Origin of the sequence: Streptomyces sp. C36 (assembly GCF_040932295.1) — a bacterium.
GTDB lineage: Bacteria > Actinomycetota > Actinomycetes > Streptomycetales > Streptomycetaceae > Streptomyces > Streptomyces triculaminicus.
This window is the reverse complement of the sequence record NZ_JBFQGI010000013.1, coordinates 44503-56974: the sequence shown is the minus strand read 5'-3', so window position 1 is coordinate 56974 and position 12472 is coordinate 44503. Positions and strand designations below refer to the sequence as shown.

The window sequence follows — 12472 nt, the reverse complement described above, 5'->3', positions numbered from 1 at the left end:
TTCCCCGTTCACTCCGGCCGCGGGGGCTCCGGCGGCCGCAGATCGATACTGCCCTGTGCTGGCGCCTCCGCACTTTATCCACGAATGGAGCGGCTGAGAACCGTACTTCGGTCTTTGCCCCACGAGCCGGTGGCGGTGCCCGGTGGCCCTTGACGGGGGCGCGCGCCGCGGAGAGTTCAAGCAGGCGGGGAAGGATCCGGCCATCCGGGGTCCACGCGCGCGTGCCCGTCGCACGCGCGCGTACCCATGACTGGGCGCGTGCGCACGCTCCGGCCGCCGGGCGGGCACGGGGACGGCCCGCCCGGCGACCGGGGCGCAGGGTTCAGTTCAGCGGAGGGTTCGGCTCAGCGGAGGGTTCAGCCGAGCGGGGCCTCCTCCTCCGTCGGCCGCGGCAGCTCGCAGCCCGGCAGGTCCAGGTCGAGCTTGTTGCCGGCGGCGAAGCACTTGGCGATGCCGTAGGTCTGCTGGGCGTAGTTGATGCCCTTGCGGACCGTGACCTGGCCGTTCTCGTCCACCTCGCACGGGTTGTTCATCGTGCAGCGCTCGCCGCTCTCGTTGCCCGTGTTGTTGACGGCGACGACCTTTCCGGTGTTCGCGTCCACGACGGGCGAACCGGAGGTGCCGCCTATGGTGTTGCAGGACGGGGTGTAGCGGAGCGAGTCCTTCCAGGTCCAGTCGCCCTCGCGGAGCTCGTGGACGAAGCCGTCGGCGTTGCAGGAGTAGATCCGCTTCCAGTAGCCGGAGACCACCTTGATGGCCGTCCCGGCCGTCGGGTGGTCGGCCGACAGGCTGAGCGCGTTGATGCCGTACTGCTGCTTGATCCTGGCGTACGTTGTGTTCAGCTCGTACAGGGAGATGTCCGTGTCGGTCATCGTGGCGTACGAGACCTTGGTCGCGCGCAGCGTGGCAACCTTGCCCGCGGTCGAGTTGAGCAGACTGAACGTGCGGCTGGAGGGCTGGTCCGTGATGACCTCGCCGGCGCCGGGCATGCCGGTCTCGAGGCAGTGGCCGTTGCTGAGCACCAGCGCGGGGTCGTTGTCGCCCGAGCCGGGGAGCCGGATCAGCGAACCGGAACAGTTGCTGAGCGCGACGGTGCCGGCGAAGTCGACGGCCTTGGGCTTCGCGGCGGCGGCCGGACCCGTGGCGGACACGGCCTGGGCGGACGCGACCCGGGCGGACGCGGGCGCGGCCTTCGCGGGCGCGGCCGGGGAGTCGCCCTGCGGGGTGGCGGCCGTGGCGGTGCCGGCGCCCGCGACGCCGGCACCGGCGAGCAGCAGCGTGGTGAGCGCACCGACGAGAGGTCGTCTCATGGGGGGTGGTCCTCTCAGATCACATGCTCGTCTGTTTTGACGTGTGCATTGTGGGGCTGGTGAGGCCGCGCGGCAATCAACCGGTCTGAAGTGAGGGGGAAGTTGGCCTGATTCACCCATCCGGCAGCTATTGACCCGTCCATGTCAGCAATCGAACACTGGTAAGGCTCACCCCCCTCATTCGTCGCACGAACGGACCCCTCAGGAGGTCTCATGCGACCCCCCACCCCCCGACTCCGCAGGCCGAACGGCAGAGTGACGGCTGCCGCCATCGCCGGTCTGCTCGCCCTCGCGGTGGCCACCCCCGCGTCCTCGAACACCACGCCGGGCCCGGACGCCCGGGAGCGCGTCCACGAGTACGAGGTCACCGGCCCTCGCACCGCCGCCCAGCGCACCGCCGTCGCCGCGACCGGAGCATCCGTCGACGCCGTGCGCAAGGACTCGGTCGTGATCACCGCGGACGCCGGTCAGGCCGAGCGGATCCGCCGGATGGGCTACCGGCTGCGCGTTCTGCCCGGGCCGCCGGACCGTAGCGACGGCATGAAGCCCGCGCCGTTCGACTTCCCGCCCGCGGACGCGAAGTACCACAACTACAAGGAGGCCATGGCGGAGATCGACGCGGACGTCGCCGCGTACCCGTCCCTGATGAGCAAGCAGGTCATCGGCAAGTCCTACGAGGGCCGGGACATCATCGCCGTGAAGATCACCGGCAGCGCGAAGGCGGCGGGCGGCGCGGGGACGGCCGACGCCGCGAAGGCGGTCGCGAAGGCCGCCGCCAAGCCCGAGGTGCTGTTCACCGCCCACCAGCACGCCCGTGAGCACCTCACCGTGGAGATGGCGCTCTACCTGCTCAAGGAGCTCGGCTCGCAGTACGGCAAGGACGACCGCGTCACCAAGATGGTGGACAGCCGCGTGATCTGGGTCGTGCCCGACCTCAACCCCGACGGCGGCGAGTACGACATCGCCTCCGGCAGCTACCGCAGCTGGCGCAAGAACCGCCAGCCCAACAACGGCTCGTCCTCCCGGGGCACCGACCTCAACCGCAACTGGGACTACAAGTGGGGCTGCTGCGGCGGCTCCTCCGGCAGCACCGGCTCCGAGACGTACCGCGGCTCCGGTCCCGAGTCGGCGCCCGAGGTGAAGGTCGTCGCCGACTTCGTCCGCACCCGGGTCGTGGGCGGCAAGCAGCAGATCAAGGCCGCCATCGACTTCCACACCTACAGCGAGCTCGTGCTGTGGCCGTTCGGCTGGACGTACGACGACACCGCGGCGGGCATGACCCAGGACGACCGCGACGCCTTCGCGAAGGTCGGCACGTCCATGGCCCGCAGCAACGGCTACACGCCGGAGCAGTCCAGCGACCTCTACATCACGGACGGCACGATCGACGACTGGCTGTGGGGCAACCAGAAGATCTTCGCCTACACGTTCGAGATGTATCCGTCGTCCGCCGGCGCCGGCGGCTTCTACCCGCCGGACGAGGTCATCGACCGGGAGACGGCGCGCAACCGGGACGCGGTGCTGCAGCTGCTGGAGAACGCCGACTGCATGTACCGGTCGATCGGGAAGGAGCAGCAGTACTGCACGTGACCGGGCGCGGGCCCGGTCCGGGGGCGGGCGCGGGGCGGACGATCCCGCCCCCGCGCCCGGCTCCGGCGGGAATTGGATCTCCCTCCCGTTCTGCGGTAGAACTCACCGTCGATCAATCATGGTCACGACAAGTTCTTCGTACGGGGGATGGACTCAATGCGCTCCACTCGGCATGTCATCGGCACACTCGCGCTCATCACCGCGCTCGGCGCCGGCCTCACCGCCTGCGGGCCGGAGGAGGACAAGGCGAGCGACGGTTCGGCGGGCGCCACCGCGGCGGCGAAGCCGTCGCAGGGCGCCAAGGGCGGCGACCACGCCGGCCACGGCGGTGACAAGGGCGGTAAGGACGGTGGCGACGGCGAGAACGACTGCGGCAAGCCGCCGACGCTGCCCGCGGGCATCAAGATGATCGAGGTGGGCCTGCACCGCGACATCAGCGTCGTGGAGGCCTTCAACGCCGTGCCCAAGTGCACGCCCAACGACTGGATCTACCACGGCGACGGCGGCACTCCCAAGGGCTACAAGCTCCCCGCCGACATCAAGGCCGAGCTGTCCACGGGCTCCGGCAGCCACAAGAAGGTGACCCGCGAGGAGCTGTCGAAGCACATCGACGCCTGCCTGCGCAACGACTACAGCCAGATCAAGGCGCCCCTCTCCTGCCACGGCAACGTCTACGAGGTCACGCTCAACGCCAAGGGCGACGAGATCAGGACCATGAGCGAGCGCTGGTCCGTCTGACGCGCCGACGGCGGTGCCGGGCGTCCGTCCCGGCATCGCCGCGCGCCCGTGTCCCGGCTCTTTGCGTGCGTTGCGTACCTTTGGTCCGTTGACCCGGTCCGTGCCGGAGTGTTAAACAGCCGCGAGCGCCTCCCGCATCGCAGGGTGTGGGTGGTGTGGGTGTTGCACACGATCCGACGGGAGACCCCATGGCCCCCATAGCCGACGACGCCGTCGCCCGGCTCGCCGGAGAACGGCTGGACCACCGCTTCAAGGGGCTGCCCCCGGACGCGGACGGCCGGACCGTCGGCGAACTGGCCGCCGAGCGCCGGTCCCTGTTCACCGGCGGCTTCACCACCCCCGTGCTCGCCCTCTCCGCCGAGGCGCTCGAGCACAACCTCGCGCTCATGGAGCACTACAGCGCCGAGCACGACCTGGCCTTCGCCCCGCACGGCAAGACGTCCATGGCCCCCCGCCTCTTCCAGCGCCAGCTCGACCACGGCGCCTGGGGCATCACCGCCGCCACCCCGGCGCAGGTCCGCGTCTACCGCGCCTTCGGCGTCCGGCGGATCTTCCTCGCCAACGAGGTCGTCGACGCCGTCGCCCTGCGCTGGCTCGCCGCCGAGCTGGCCGCCGACCCCGCCCTCCGGCTCGTCACCTACGTCGACTCGGTGCGCGGCGTCGAACTGATGGACGCCGCCCTGCGCGACGCCGGCGCCGGCCGCCCCCTCGACGTCGTCGTCGAGCTCGGCGCGGACGGCGCCCGCACGGGCGTGCGGAGCGACGAGGAGTGCGAGCGCGTCGCCGACGCCGTCGCCGCCACCGGCACTCTCCGCCTGGTCGGCCTCGCCGGCTACGAGGCGGAGATCCCGGACGCCGACGGCGAGGTCGTACGGGCATGGCTGCGCCGCCTCACCGGCCTCGCGGTCGCCTTCGACAAGGCGGGCCGCTTCGCCGGCGTCGAGGAGATCGTCGTCAGTGCGGGCGGCAGCGCCTGGTTCGACGCCGTCGCCGAGGTCTTCGCGCAGCTGCCCACGCTGTCCGCACCGGTGCTCAAGCTGCTGCGCAGCGGCGCGTACGTCACCCACGACGACGGGCAGTACCGGAACAAGACCCCCTTCAACCGCCTCGCCGGGGAGGGCGCGCTGCAGCCCGCGCTGCGACTGTGGACGCAGGTCGTCTCCCGCCCCGAGCCGGGCATGGCCTACCTCAACGCCGGCAAGCGCGACGTCTCCTACGACCTCGGCCTCCCGGAGCCCCAGGTCGTCCGCTCCGCCCGCGACGGCTCCGTCCGCCCGGCCACCGGACTGACGGTGACGAGGCTGGCCGACCAGCACGCGTTCGTCGCGGTGGCGGACGAGGCGCGGGCCCTGGAGGTCGGCGACTGGGTGGGCCTGGGCGTGTCGCACCCGTGCACGGTCTTCGAGAAGTGGCCGATGATTCCGCTGGCGTGGGCGGACGGCACGGTGACGGAGTACGTCCGCACGTTCTTCTGAGCCCGCGCCCCGTAAGGGGCGCGGGGAACCGCGCGGCCGGCCCCCACCGGCCCGCGGACAAACGCGAACGCAGCCTTCCCCGTCCCTTCCCCGCCGGATCCGGCCGCGGAGCCCCGGGGTTTCGGGAAGGGGCGGGGTGGGGGAGGTCACCGCATGGACCTCGTCATCCGCGGAGCAGCGGTCATCGACGGCACCGGCACCCCGGCCCACCGTGCCGACGTCGCCCTGGCCGACGGCCGGATCGCCGAGGTCCGGCGCGAAGGCGAGGGCCGCAGGCCCACCGCCCACCGCGTCCTCGACGCGGCCGGCCTCGCCCTGAGCCCCGGCTTCATCGACATGCACGCCCACAGCGACCTGGCCCTCCTGCGCGACCCCGCGCACGAGGCGAAGGTCGCGCAGGGCGTGACGCTGGAGGTCCTCGGCCAGGACGGCCTGTCGTACGCGCCGGCCGACACGCGCACGCTGGCGGAGGTGAACACGGCGATCGGCGGCTGGAACGGCGACGCCGGGGACGTGGGCGTCGACTGGCGCACGGTCGGCGGGTACCTGGACCGGCTCGACCGGCAGGGCATCGCCGTCAACGCCGCCTACCTCGTGCCGCAGGGCACGGTGCGGGCGCTGGTCGTCGGCTGGGAGCGGCGGCCCGCCGGCGCCGAGGAGCTGGCGCGCATGAAGCGGCTGGTCGCCGAGGGGCTGGAGCAGGGCGCGGTGGGGATGTCGTCCGGGCTCACCTACGCGCCCGGCATGTACGCCGACGACGCGGAGCTGACCGAGCTGTGCCGGGTCGTGGCGGCGTACGGCGGCTACTACTGCCCGCATCACCGCTCGTACGGGGCGGGGGCGCTCGCCGCGTACGCGGAGATGATCGCCGTGGCGCGCGAGGCGGGCTGCGCGCTGCACCTGGCCCACGCCGTCCTGAACTTCCGGGGCAACGAGGGGCGCGCGCCCGAGCTGCTCGCGCTCCTCGACTCCGCCCTGGCGGCCGGCGCCGACATCACCCTGGACTCCTACCCCTACACCCCCGGCTGCACCACGCTCGCCGCCATGCTGCCGGGCTGGGCGAGCGAGGGCGGACCGGCGGCCGTGCTGGCCCGGCTGCGGGAGGACGCGACGGCCGAGCGCGTCCGGCACGCCATGGAGGAGGAGGGCGCGGACGGCTGCCACGGCGTGCCCATCGACTGGGAGGCGATCGAGGTCTCGGGGGTGGGCGAGCCGTCCCTGGCCTCGCACGTCGGCCGGACGGTGGCGGCCACGGCCCGTGAGCGCGGCGAGCGGCCGTGGGCCACGGCCCGCCGGCTGCTGCTGGACGACCGGTTGGGGACGACGATCCTGCAGCACGTCGGCCACGAGGAGAACGTCGTCGCGATCATGCGCCACGCCGTGCACACCGGCGGAAGCGATGGAATCCTGCACGGCGCGAAGCCTCACCCGCGCGCCTATGGCACCTTTCCGCACTACCTCGGCCGGTACGCGCGCGAGCTGGGCGTACTGCCGCTGGAGGAGTGCGTGGCGCATCTCACGTCGCGGCCGGCGAGGCGGCTGGGGCTGTCCGACCGGGGTCTGGTGAGGCCGGGACACGTCGCCGACCTCGTGCTCTTCGATCCGGATTCCGTGGCCGCCGGCTCCACTTTCGAAGCCCCTCGCGCACTTCCGACCGGCATTCCTTATGTCCTGATTGCCGGACGCTTTGCGATGGAAGACGGGCGCCGGACGGACGTTCTGGCGGGGCGCACGATCCGGCGCGCCGGCTCCGCCTGAGCGGCGCCGCGGGGCGGGTGTCGGACGGGCCACAAAGGGCGCGCGGGGCGCGTGACGTCCCCGTAGGGTGGCCGTCATGCAGGTGATCCAGTCAACGAAGCTCGCCAACGTCTGCTACGAAATCCGTGGCCCGGTGCTCGAGGAGGCCATGCGGCTGGAAGCGGCAGGTCACCGCATCCTCAAGCTGAACACCGGCAACCCCGCGATCTTCGGGTTCGAGTGCCCGCCCGAGATCCTCGAGGACATGCTGCGCAACGTCGGCGACGCGCACGGCTACGGCGACGCCAAGGGCCTTCTCTCGGCCCGGCGCGCGGTGGTGCAGCACTACGAGACCAAGGGCATCGAGCTGTCCGTCGAGGACGTCTACCTCGGCAACGGCGTCTCCGAGCTGATCCAGATGTCGATGCAGGCACTGCTCGACGACGGCGACGAGGTCCTCGTGCCGGCCCCCGACTACCCGCTGTGGACGGCGTCCGTCTCGCTGGCGGGCGGCACCGCCGTGCACTACCGCTGCGACGAGCAGTCGGACTGGATGCCGGACCTGGCCGACATCGAGCGCAAGGTCACGGACCGCACCAAGGCCATCGTCATCATCAACCCCAACAACCCCACGGGTGCGGTCTACGACGACGAGATGCTGCGCGGCCTGACCGAGATCGCCCGCCGCCACAACCTGATCGTCTGCTCCGACGAGATCTACGACAAGATCCTCTACGACGGCGTGACCCACACCCCGACCGCCGCCATCGCCCCGGACCTGCTGACGCTCACCTTCAACGGCCTGTCCAAGTCCTACCGCGTGGCCGGCTACCGCAGCGGCTGGATGGCGGTCTGCGGCCCCAAGGCCCACGCCGACAGCTACATCGAGGGCCTGACGATCCTGGCCAACATGCGGCTGTGCGCCAACATGCCCGCGCAGCACGCCGTCGCCACCGCCCTCGGCGGCCGGCAGTCGATCAACGATCTGGTCCTGCCGGGCGGCCGGCTGCTGGAGCAGCGCGACGTCGCGCACGAGCTGCTGACCCAGATCCCGGGCGTGACGTGCGTGAAGCCCAAGGGAGCGCTGTACGCCTTCCCGCGCCTCGACCCGAAGGTCTACAAGATCAAGGACGACCGGCAGATGGTCCTCGACCTGCTCCGGGCCGAGAAGATCATGGTCGTGCACGGCACGGGCTTCAACTGGCCGGAGCCGGACCACTTCCGCCTGGTGACGCTGCCGAACGCCAAGGACCTGGCCGAAGCGGTGACCCGGATCGGCAACTTCCTGGATGGCTACAGCCAAGTTTAGACTCTGTCTAAGTTAGGATGGCCTTCAGAGGTAACTCAGGAGGCCATCCATGTACGAGCCGATCCGCACGAAGTCGGTCCGCGCACACGGGCCCCACCGCTCCCGCGAGGAGGAGCTGGAGATCCGGCTCGCCGGACACCTGACGGCCCTGCTCACGGTGACGGACGAGCTCCGCGCGCTACGACCGTCCGCCGCGCTGGACGAGGCCGCGCGCCGGCTGGCCGCCGAGGCCGACCGTCTGAGCGGCCACCCGCCGCTGCGGGCCGCACCGACGACGGGGGCCGGGGCTCCGACCGCCCTGCACCAGCGGGCGCACACCCTGGCCGGCCAGGCCCTGGTGGTCGCCACCCAGCGCGGCGACGCCGCCGGCGCCGCCCTCGCGGCCGAGCGGCTGCACGCCCACGCGACCGCACTGGGCATCACGGACGCGGCATGACGAGCGCCGGGCGGGCCGAGGTCCTCGGCCCGCCCGGCGCTCGTCAGGGCTGTCAGCCCAGGCGCTCGACCAGCGCGCGGTACTCGTCCCACAGCTCCTTCGGGGTGTGGTCACCGAAGGTGTCGAGGTGCGCGGGCACCAGCGCCGCCTCCTCGCGCCAGATCTCCTTGTCGACCGTCAGCAGCAGGTCGAGGTCGGCGTCGGCCAGCTGCAGGCCGTCCATGTCGAGGGCCTCCTTCGTCGGCAGGACGCCGATGGGGGTCTCGACGCCCTCGGCCCGGCCGTCGAGGCGCTCGACGATCCACTTCAGCACGCGGCTGTTCTCGCCGAAGCCGGGCCAGACGAAGTCGCCCGCCTGGTTCTTGCGGAACCAGTTGACGTAGTAGATCTTCGGCAGCTTGGCCTGGTCCTTGTCGGCGCCGACCTTCACCCAGTGACCCATGTAGTCGCCCATGTTGTAGCCGCAGAACGGCAGCATGGCGAACGGGTCGCGGCGCAGCTCGCCGACCTTGCCCTCGGCGGCGGCGGTCTTCTCGGAGGCGACGTTGGCGCCGAGGAAGACGCCGTGCTGCCAGGAGAAGGACTCGGTCACCAGCGGCACGGCCGTGGCGCGGCGGCCGCCGAAGAGGATGGCCGAGATCGGCACGCCCTTGGGGTCCTCCCACTCGGGCGCGATGATCGGGCACTGCGAGGCGGGCACGGTGAAGCGGGCGTTGGGGTGGGCGGCGGGGGCGTCGCTGCCCGGCGTCCAGTCGTTGCCGCGCCAGTCGGTCAGATGCGCGGGCTTGTCCTCGGTCATGCCCTCCCACCAGACGTCGTTGTCGTCGGTGAGGGCGACGTTGGTGAAGACCGAGTTGCCCCAGAGGGTCTTCATGGCGTTGGCGTTGGTGTTCTCGCCGGTGCCGGGGGCGACGCCGAAGAAGCCGGCCTCGGGGTTGATGGCGTAGAGGCGGCCGTCCTCGCCGAAGCGCATCCAGGCGATGTCGTCGCCGATGGTCTCCACGGTCCAGCCGGAGATCGTGGGCTCCAGCATGGCGAGGTTGGTCTTGCCGCAGGCGGAGGGGAAGGCGGCGGCCACGTACTTGGCCTCGCCCTGCGGCGGGGTCAGCTTGAGGATGAGCATGTGCTCGGCCAGCCAGCCCTCGTCGCGCGCCATCACGGAGGCGATGCGCAGGGCGTAGCACTTCTTGCCCAGCAAGGCGTTGCCGCCGTAGCCGGAGCCGTAGGACCAGATCTCGCGGTCCTCGGGGAAGTGCGAGATGTACTTGGTGGAGTTGCACGGCCAGGGCACGTCGGCCTCGCCCTCGGCGAGCGGAGCGCCGAGGGTGTGGACCGCCTTGACGAAGAAGCCGTCGGTGCCGAGCTCGTCGAGGACGGCCTGGCCCATGCGGGTCATGGTGCGCATCGAGACGGCGACGTAGGCGGAGTCGGTGATCTCGACGCCGATGGCGGAGAGCGACGAGCCGAGCGGGCCCATGCAGAAGGGCACGACGTACATGGTGCGGCCGCGCATGGAGCCGCGGAAGATGCCCCCGTCACCCTCCTTGCCCGCGAAGAGCTCCCGCATCTCGGCGGGGGCCTTCCAGTGGTTGGTCGGGCCCGCGTCCTCCTCCTTCTCGGAGCAGATGAACGTACGGTCCTCGACGCGCGCCACGTCGCTGGGGTCGGAGGCGGCGTAGTAGGAGTTGGGGCGCTTGACCGGGTCGAGCTTGCGGAAGGTGCCCTTGGCCACGAGCTCTTCGCACAGACGCTCGTACTCGGCCTCGGATCCGTCGCACCAGACCACGCGGTCCGGCTGTGTGAGGGCGGCGATCTCGTCGACCCAGGAGATCAGCTCCTGGTGGTTGGTGGGGGTGGTGGGAGCCGCACTGCTGCGCGCCACGATCGCTCCGTTCCGCCGGGACCCGCTTGCCCGGCGTCAGATGGTTGAGGGTGTACGGGCCCTACGGTGTCCGCAAGGTCCGTCTCTGCACATGTATGCCCCTTGGGGGCTGCGACCCAGACGCTTCGTGACCGCTCATCCGGTGCCGCCCGCACTCATTTGATCATCCGACTACTCATCCGATCTGTCCAGGGGGCACCTTCGTGAGCATCACCACGTGGTACCTGTCCGTAACCTACGGTCCCGTAGGTAGCATGGCGCCCATGACTCCCGCGCCCGACGCAGCGCAACTCGCGCTCTCCGCGCCCTCCGCGCCCCTCACGCCCACCGTGCCGGACGTCCCGGTCAAACCCCGGCTGCGCGGCTGGCTGCACGCCGGGATGTTCCCGGCCGTGCTGATCTCCGGCGTCTTCCTCACCGCCCTGGCCGACAGCACGCGCGGCCGCGTCGCCTGTGCGGTGTACGTGCTCAGCGCCTGCCTGCTGTTCGGCATCAGCGCGCTGTACCACCGCGGCGACTGGAGCCCGCGCGCCACCGCCGTGCTGCGCCGCCTCGACCACGCGAACATCTTTCTCATCATCGCGGGCACCTACACCCCGCTGACCATGCTCCTGGTCCCCGGCGGCCGGGGCCAGGTGCTGCTGTGGGCGGTCTGGGCGGCGGCCGCGGCAGGCATCGCCTTCCGTGTCTTCTGGGTCGGCGCGCCGCGCTGGCTCTACATCCCCTGCTACATCGCGATGGGATGGGCCGCCGTCTTCTTCCTGCCGGACTTCCTGCGCAAGGGCGGCATCGCGGTCCTCGTCCTGGTGATCGTCGGTGGCCTCCTCTACTCCGCGGGCGGCGTGATCTACGGGATCAAGCGCCCCAACCCCTCACCCCGGTGGTTCGGCTTCCACGAGGTGTTCCACTCACTCACCCTGGCGGCGTTCATCGCGCACTATGTGGGCATCTCCCTCGTGGCCTATTCGCACGCCTGAGGCGCCTGAGGCACTCGAGATGCCCGAGGCGCCCAAGGCGCCTGAGGACGGCGCGCCCGCACGGGGCGCGCGTCCCATGCGCGGTGGCCGCGGCCTGGAGGCCGCGGCCACCCGCCATGCCAGCCCGCCCACGCCCGCGAGCACCACCGCGACCACGGCCTCCTCACCGATCAGCACATACCCGCCGACGCACAACAGCGCGGTCAGCACAGCGGCAATCGTCATGCCCCTCCCCTTTCCGATCCTTACGACCGGTTCCCTTCCCTGCACACAGGGTCACACACCCCACTGACAATCAGGGACTCGTCAGCGTTCTCGCCCGGAACGCCGGGAATGCCCGCCGGGGCCGCAAGATCGATACCGGAGAATGCTGTCCATGGCCTCAGTACAGACCTCCTCCGGCCCGCAGCCCGGCTCCCGGCTCGGGCTGCGCGAACGGAAGAAGATCCAGACCCGCCAGGCGATCCGCCGCGCCGCCTACCGGCTGTTCGAGGAGCACGGGTACGACGCCACGCCTGTCGACCGGATCGCCGAGGCCGCCGACGTCTCCCCCAGCACCGTCTTCCGCTACTTCCCCACCAAGGAAGACATCGTGCTCAGGCGGGAATGCGACCCGATGCTGGCCGCCGCCGTCCTGGCCCGCCCGGCGGACGAACCCCCGATGGAGGCCGTCCGGCAGGGCGTCGTGGAGGCCATGGGCCGGGCCGTCGAGGGCGACATCAGTGACCTGCGGCAGTGCTCCCGGCTCATCCGCGACGTGCCCGCGCTGCGCGGCCGCGCGGCCGAGAGCGCGGTCGAGAGCTGCCGCCTGTTCGCCGACGCCCTGGCCCGGCGCACCGGCCGCTCCCCCGAGGAGCTGGAGCTGCGCGTCGCGGCCGCGGCCGTCCTCGCTGTGATCAACGAGGCGCTCATGTACTGGGTCGACCACGGGCAGCCCAAGGAGCTGCTGGTCCCCGCGCTGGACCGCGCCCTGCTGACCCTGGCCGGCAGCCTCACCCCTTGAAAGCGCGCCGGCCCC

10 protein-coding genes are annotated in these 12472 nt (G+C 71.4%); 8 read left to right on the top strand and 2 right to left on the bottom strand.

The annotated features are described in order from the left end of the window. Positions 1-356: 356 nt before the first annotated feature. Positions 357-1310: a serine protease gene (locus AB4K12_RS29980; RefSeq protein WP_368437832.1), complete on the bottom strand. Its 954-nt coding sequence runs from the start codon at positions 1308-1310 to the stop codon at positions 357-359. Between the two features lie 213 nt (positions 1311-1523). Here AB4K12_RS29980 and AB4K12_RS29975 point away from each other — a divergent pair, with 213 nt between their 5' ends. From AB4K12_RS29975 to AB4K12_RS29950, 6 genes are all read left to right on the top strand, one after another. Next, entirely contained in the window at positions 1524-2900 is a 1377-nt protein-coding gene (locus tag AB4K12_RS29975; RefSeq protein WP_368437830.1) for a M14 family metallopeptidase, read from the top strand. 156 nt (positions 2901-3056) lie between these two features. Beyond that, a complete protein-coding gene (locus AB4K12_RS29970; protein ID WP_368437828.1) occupies positions 3057-3638 on the top strand; it encodes a hypothetical protein in 582 nt (193 codons plus the stop codon). Positions 3639-3826: 188 nt separating this feature from the next. After that, a complete protein-coding gene (locus AB4K12_RS29965; protein WP_368437827.1) occupies positions 3827-5113 on the top strand; it encodes an alanine racemase in 1287 nt (428 codons plus the stop codon). A 153-nt stretch (positions 5114-5266) separates the two neighbouring features. Beyond that, on the top strand, positions 5267-6871 hold the full coding sequence (locus AB4K12_RS29960) for an amidohydrolase family protein (protein ID WP_368437826.1): 1605 nt from the start codon (positions 5267-5269) through the stop codon (positions 6869-6871). A 76-nt stretch (positions 6872-6947) separates the two neighbouring features. Then, positions 6948-8159 carry a pyridoxal phosphate-dependent aminotransferase gene (locus AB4K12_RS29955; RefSeq protein WP_086569915.1) on the top strand — a complete coding sequence of 404 codons (1212 nt, stop codon included), beginning with the start codon at positions 6948-6950 and terminating at the stop codon, positions 8157-8159. 49 nt (positions 8160-8208) lie between these two features. After that, positions 8209-8595: a hypothetical protein gene (locus AB4K12_RS29950; protein ID WP_362252062.1), complete on the top strand. Its 387-nt coding sequence runs from the start codon at positions 8209-8211 to the stop codon at positions 8593-8595. 52 nt (positions 8596-8647) lie between these two features. Here AB4K12_RS29950 and AB4K12_RS29945 read toward each other — a convergent pair whose 3' ends face one another. Further along, positions 8648-10477: a phosphoenolpyruvate carboxykinase (GTP) gene (locus AB4K12_RS29945; RefSeq protein WP_368437825.1), complete on the bottom strand. Its 1830-nt coding sequence runs from the start codon at positions 10475-10477 to the stop codon at positions 8648-8650. Positions 10478-10740: 263 nt separating this feature from the next. On the opposite strand from AB4K12_RS29945, the gene AB4K12_RS29940 reads away from it, so the two are divergent. Together AB4K12_RS29940 and AB4K12_RS29935 are read left to right on the top strand one after the other, a co-directional pair. Next, a complete protein-coding gene (locus AB4K12_RS29940; RefSeq protein WP_368437823.1) occupies positions 10741-11454 on the top strand; it encodes a hemolysin III family protein in 714 nt (237 codons plus the stop codon). 376 nt (positions 11455-11830) lie between these two features. After that, entirely contained in the window at positions 11831-12457 is a 627-nt protein-coding gene (locus AB4K12_RS29935) for a TetR/AcrR family transcriptional regulator (RefSeq protein ID WP_368437822.1), read from the top strand. The last annotated feature ends 15 nt before the right edge of the window (positions 12458-12472 follow it).

What these genes read in the sequence shown, in the direction of transcription:
- AB4K12_RS29980 (WP_368437832.1), bottom strand. Translation starts at nt 1,310, where the DNA reads ATGAGACGACCTCTCGTCGGTGCGCTCACCACGCTGCTGCTCGCCGGT.
- AB4K12_RS29975 (WP_368437830.1), top strand. Translation starts at nt 1,524, where the DNA reads ATGCGACCCCCCACCCCCCGACTCCGCAGGCCGAACGGCAGAGTGACG.
- AB4K12_RS29970 (WP_368437828.1), top strand. Translation starts at nt 3,057, where the DNA reads ATGCGCTCCACTCGGCATGTCATCGGCACACTCGCGCTCATCACCGCG.
- AB4K12_RS29965 (WP_368437827.1), top strand. Translation starts at nt 3,827, where the DNA reads ATGGCCCCCATAGCCGACGACGCCGTCGCCCGGCTCGCCGGAGAACGG.
- AB4K12_RS29960 (WP_368437826.1), top strand. Translation starts at nt 5,267, where the DNA reads ATGGACCTCGTCATCCGCGGAGCAGCGGTCATCGACGGCACCGGCACC.
- AB4K12_RS29955 (WP_086569915.1), top strand. Translation starts at nt 6,948, where the DNA reads ATGCAGGTGATCCAGTCAACGAAGCTCGCCAACGTCTGCTACGAAATC.
- AB4K12_RS29950 (WP_362252062.1), top strand. Translation starts at nt 8,209, where the DNA reads ATGTACGAGCCGATCCGCACGAAGTCGGTCCGCGCACACGGGCCCCAC.
- AB4K12_RS29940 (WP_368437823.1), top strand. Translation starts at nt 10,741, where the DNA reads ATGACTCCCGCGCCCGACGCAGCGCAACTCGCGCTCTCCGCGCCCTCC.
- AB4K12_RS29935 (WP_368437822.1), top strand. Translation starts at nt 11,831, where the DNA reads ATGGCCTCAGTACAGACCTCCTCCGGCCCGCAGCCCGGCTCCCGGCTC.